Annotated in this window: 3 protein-coding genes; 1 reads left to right on the top strand and 2 read right to left on the bottom strand. The window is 69.8% G+C overall.

Going from position 1 to position 4,310, the window contains the following annotated elements; genetic code table 11:
• Positions 1-354: 354 nt before the first annotated feature.
• Positions 355-1,704, bottom strand: coding sequence for a M14 family metallopeptidase (locus AB8Z36_RS29910; protein ID WP_369216513.1), 1,350 nt, complete (start codon positions 1,702-1,704; stop codon positions 355-357).
• Positions 1,705-1,893: 189 nt separating this feature from the next.
• On the opposite strand from AB8Z36_RS29910, the gene AB8Z36_RS29905 reads away from it, so the two are divergent.
• Positions 1,894-3,216: an Nramp family divalent metal transporter gene (locus AB8Z36_RS29905; protein ID WP_369216512.1), complete on the top strand. Its 1,323-nt coding sequence runs from the start codon at positions 1,894-1,896 to the stop codon at positions 3,214-3,216.
• A gap of 63 nt (positions 3,217-3,279) precedes the next feature.
• Here the strand turns inward: AB8Z36_RS29905 and AB8Z36_RS29900 are convergent, their stop codons facing one another.
• Entirely contained in the window at positions 3,280-4,296 is a 1,017-nt protein-coding gene (locus AB8Z36_RS29900) for a chitinase (RefSeq protein WP_369216514.1), read from the bottom strand.
• Positions 4,297-4,310: the final 14 nt, after the last annotated feature.

The raw sequence follows: 4,310 nt of genomic DNA, 5'->3' as shown, positions 1-4,310 counted from the left end.
GGCCCCCCTCCCTGCCCTGCGCTGCCCACCGAGCGTCATCGGCTCGGCGAGCCACCGCCGAACTAGTCCGCACCCGGCGCGACAAACGGGTCGGCGAACCACGCCCGCCCGTCGCCCCACCCCTGGCCGCCCGGCCAGTTACAGCTCGCGGTGGAGGTTCGGCAGTCAAGGGTGGAGCGCAGCGGAATCGGCGCAGCCGACGCGACGAAGGAGCGCCCTTTACTGTCGGGCCGGAACCGCCACACTCCGCAGAACCGGGCGGCCCCGGTACGGATCAGAACCCCGGCCCACCGAGACCGCCCGGGGACCGCCCGGGGACCGCCCGGGAACTTCCCCGGGGACCACCCGACGCCGTCAGCCCGCGCAGTACTGCGCTTCCTTGCCGATCGACCGGTACATACAGTCCGCGTTCTCCAGAAGCTGCAGCACCGCGTCGCGGTTACGGGACGTCTCCCGTTCGATCACCTCGTCCGGAGGGTAGAAGCCACCGCCCCCGGCGGACGTCGGGTACATCTCGAAGGTGTAGCTGAAGATCTTCTGGTTGCCCCACAGCCAGTCGTTGATCGAGCCGTCCGTGATGTAGAGGTCACTCGACTGCTGCGGCGTGTACCCGTTGCTCGCCGCCATCTTCCGCCCGATGGCCGCATGCGCGTCACGGTCGTCCTGGGTCAGCCCCGGCCCCGTGTCGCTGTAGGTGTACCCGTACGGCCACAGAACCAGTTCGCTGTACGTGTGGAAGTCGATGGAGGCCTTGATCTGCTGCTTGCCGCCGACCACCCGGCTCCGCACGAAGTCCGCGACGACCTTGACCTCGGGGGCGGACTCACCGGCCCGGCCCCGGTACGTCTCCGAACCCGTCGAGCCGGAGGACCCGCCGCAGCAGCCCCACCGGTACGCCCAGTTGCGGTTGAGGTCGGTGCCGACGTTCGAGGAGCCCGCGTTGGGCTGCCGGTTCTTGCGCCAGCTCCGGTACGAGCCGGTCGCGATGTCGTACTCGCCGCCGTCCGGGTTCAGGTCCGGCACGATCCAGATCTCGCGGGAGTCGACCATCTTCTTGATACGGGCGTCCGTGGCGTAGCCGTTGCCCAGCTCACGCAGCAGATACAGCGCCATCTCCACCGTCAGGTGTTCACGGGCGTGCTGGTGGTGGGTGAAGAGGACCTCCGGCTCGGCCTCGTCCGTGGCGACGTTGTCACTGACCTTGATGGCCACGATGTCCCGGCCCGCGTACGACTTGCCGATGACGCGCTTGCTGAACAGGCCGGGGTTGGCCGCGATGCGCTGATCGATCTCCGCCGTCATCTCGGCGTAGTTGTGGTAGCGGGAGTCGGCCGGGGGGAAGTCCCTGAGTCCGGCCTCCGCCCCGCCCGTGCGCTTCGGCGGGCCGGGCAGCACCCGCAGCTCGTAACCGGCCCTGCGGAGCGATGCGGCCTCCGCAGCGTCGGCCGAGACGACCACCGCGCGGGCGTCCACCTCGTCGATGGCGACACCGGTACGCGCCAGCGCGGTACGGGCGGCACGGTCGTCGGCCAGGGGGATCTCGTACTGCCGTGTCTCCTCGTCCGCCGCCGTCGCCGCCGACCGGGGGGCCTGGTCGGCCCCGCCCGGCGAGGCGTTGGCGGAGAGGGGCGCCGCGAGGGCGAGGGCGAGCAGGGCCGCCAGCGCGGCGGATCTCCTGCCGCTCAGACGTGTGCGTAGTCGCATGAAGTCTCCTGGGGGGTGTGGGGTTGTTCATTGCGACGTGCGAGGTGCGACGTGCCGGGTGCGACGTGCGAGGTGCGCGAGCGGGGTGCGCAGCGCGCCGCCCCATCGTCGAGCCCTGGCATGAACCGGTCAACGCTCTCTTTGGCCAACCTCTTGTGCCCCGCGCCCCGATGCGCTTTCTTGATCGGCATGGCTGAAACGACAGGCAGTGGTACCGCGGCCGGTGAGACGAAGCCCCCGCTCCGCAAGGCGAGCTGGAAGTACGTCGGGCCGGGGATCGTCGTCGCGGCGACCGGAGTCGGCGCCGGTGACCTCGTCGCGACCCTCATCGCGGGCAGCAAGTTCGGCTACACCCTGCTCTGGGCGGCGATCATCGGCTGTCTGGTGAAGATCTCCCTCGCCGAGGCCACCGGCCGCTGGCACCTCGCCACCGGCCGCACCCTCTTCGAGGGCTGGCGCAGCCTCGGGCAGTGGACCACCTACTACTTCGCCGTCTACGTCGTCGTCTGGGGCTTCGTCTACGGCGCCACCGCCATGTCCTCCAGCGCGCTGCCGCTCGTCGCGCTCTTCCCGGACGGGCCGAGCCTGAAGACCTGGGCCATCCTGTGCGGGCTGCTCGGACTGGCCTTCGTCTGGTTCAACCGGTACGCCGTCTTCGAGAAGTTCATGACCGTCGTCATCGGCATGAAGTTCCTCATCGTGGTCTACGTGGCCATCCGCGTCGCCCCCGACCTCGGCAACGCCTTCGCGGGGCTCGCGCCCGTCCTGCCGGACGGCTCCCTGCTCTACACGCTCGGCCTGATCGGCGGCGTCGGCGGCACCATCACCATGGCCGCCTACGGGTACTGGGTGAACTCCAAGGGCTGGACCGACATCACCTGGATCAAGGTCATGCGGCTCGACAACCGCGTCGCCTACATCACCACCGGCGTCTTCGTCGTCGCCATGATGATCATCGGTGCCGAGCTGCTGCACTCCACGAACATCGCCCTCACCTCCGGCGACCGGGGCCTCATCGACCTCGGGGACGTCCTTGAGGACAAGTTCGGCGCCGTCACCGCGAACCTCTTCCTGATCGGCTTCTTCGCCACGTCCTTCGGAGCCCTGATGGGCGTGTGGCACGGTGTGAGCCTGATGTTCGCCGACTTCGTGGAGCGGCTGCGGCGCGAGCGCGGGGCGGCGGGGGCGGCGAAGGACGACGGCGACATGGTGGAGGAGGTCGCCGCGGGCAAGCGCGAGAAGTCGCTGCCGTTCCGCGCCTATCTGCTCTGGCTGACCTTCCCGCCCATCGGCCTGCTCTTCCTCGACCAGCCGTTCGGCCTCGTCGTCGCGTACGGCGTGCTCGGCGCGTTCTTCATGCCGTTCCTGGCCCTCACCCTGCTCTGGCTGCTCAACTCCGACCGTACGCCCAGGGAGTGGCGCAACGGCATGCTGAGCAACGTCATGCTGGCGGGTGCCGGGCTGCTCTTCCTCATCCTCTGCGTGCAGCAGGTCCGCGATCTGCCCTGGTGATGAGGACGGCGGCGCCGCCGGGGGAGCGGTGACGCCGCCGTCCTCACGCGGGGGCCACGGCCGCTAGAGGCCGTGGACGTGTGCCCCCACCGACTTCGACCACGCGTTGCCCGCCGCGCCGTCCCAGTTGGTGGACCAGGCCATCGCGCCCCGGATGCCGGGGTAGGTCTTCGAGGGCTTGAAGGAGCCGCAGCCGGTGCCCTTGGCCAGGCAGTCCAGGGCGCTGTTCACCACGTCGGGGGCGACGTAACCGCCGCCCGCCGCGCGCGCCGTGGCCGGGACGCCTATCCCGACCTGCGAGGCGTCGAGGCCGTTCTCCAGCTGGATGCAGGCGAGACCGGTGAGGAAGTCGACCGTGCCCTGGCTGTAGACCTTGCCGTCGCAGCCCAGCATCGAGCCGCTGTTGTAGTACTGCATGTTGACGACCGTGAGGATGTCCTTCACGGCGAGCGCGGTCTTGAAGTACTCGTTCTGCGGGGACTGCATGTCGATGGTCTGCGGGGCCATGGTCAGGACGAAGCCGGCGCCCGCCTGCCCGGCGATCGACTTCAGGGCCCGCGTCATGTACGTGGAGTTGAGCCCGTTCTCCAGGTCGATGTCGACACCGTCGAAGCCGTACTCCTCCATGAGCTGGTGGACGGAGGCGGCGAAGGCGTCGGCGGAGGCCGCGTCGTTGACCGACACCGCGCCCTTCTCGCCGCCGACCGAGATGATCACGGACTTGCCCGCCGCCTGCTTGGCCTTGATGTCGGCCTTGAACTGCTCGACGGTGTAGCCGCCGAGGCCCGCCGAGTCGAGGGTGAACGTCACCTCGCCGGGCGTGGCCGTGGCGTCCGCGAAGGCGACGGCGATGATGTCGTAGTCGGCGGGGACGTCGCTGAGCTTCTGGACCTGGGCGCCGTTGTCGAAGTTCTGCCAGTAGCCGGTCACCGCGTGCGCCGGTACGGCACGGGTCGCGGTGTCGGCGGCGGGCTGCGCGCCCGCCGGTCCGGCACCGGCGGTGAAGAGGCCGGTGAGGGCGAGGGCCAGGGCCGAGAGGGCGCCGACGGCGGCTCCGGTCCTGCTGCGGGTGAGGATCACTGCTGCCTCCGTGG

It is taken from the genome of Streptomyces flavofungini, assembly GCF_041028215.1.
Taxonomy (GTDB): Bacteria; Actinomycetota; Actinomycetes; order Streptomycetales; family Streptomycetaceae; genus Streptomyces; species Streptomyces flavofungini_B.
This window is presented reverse-complemented; position numbering and strand designations above follow the sequence as displayed.

Bases quoted from the DNA above. Each gene is read 5' to 3' on its own strand.
- AB8Z36_RS29910 (WP_369216513.1), bottom strand. From the start codon at position 1,704: ATGCGACTACGCACACGTCTGAGCGGCAGGAGATCCGCCGCGCTGGCG.
- AB8Z36_RS29905 (WP_369216512.1), top strand. From the start codon at position 1,894: ATGGCTGAAACGACAGGCAGTGGTACCGCGGCCGGTGAGACGAAGCCC.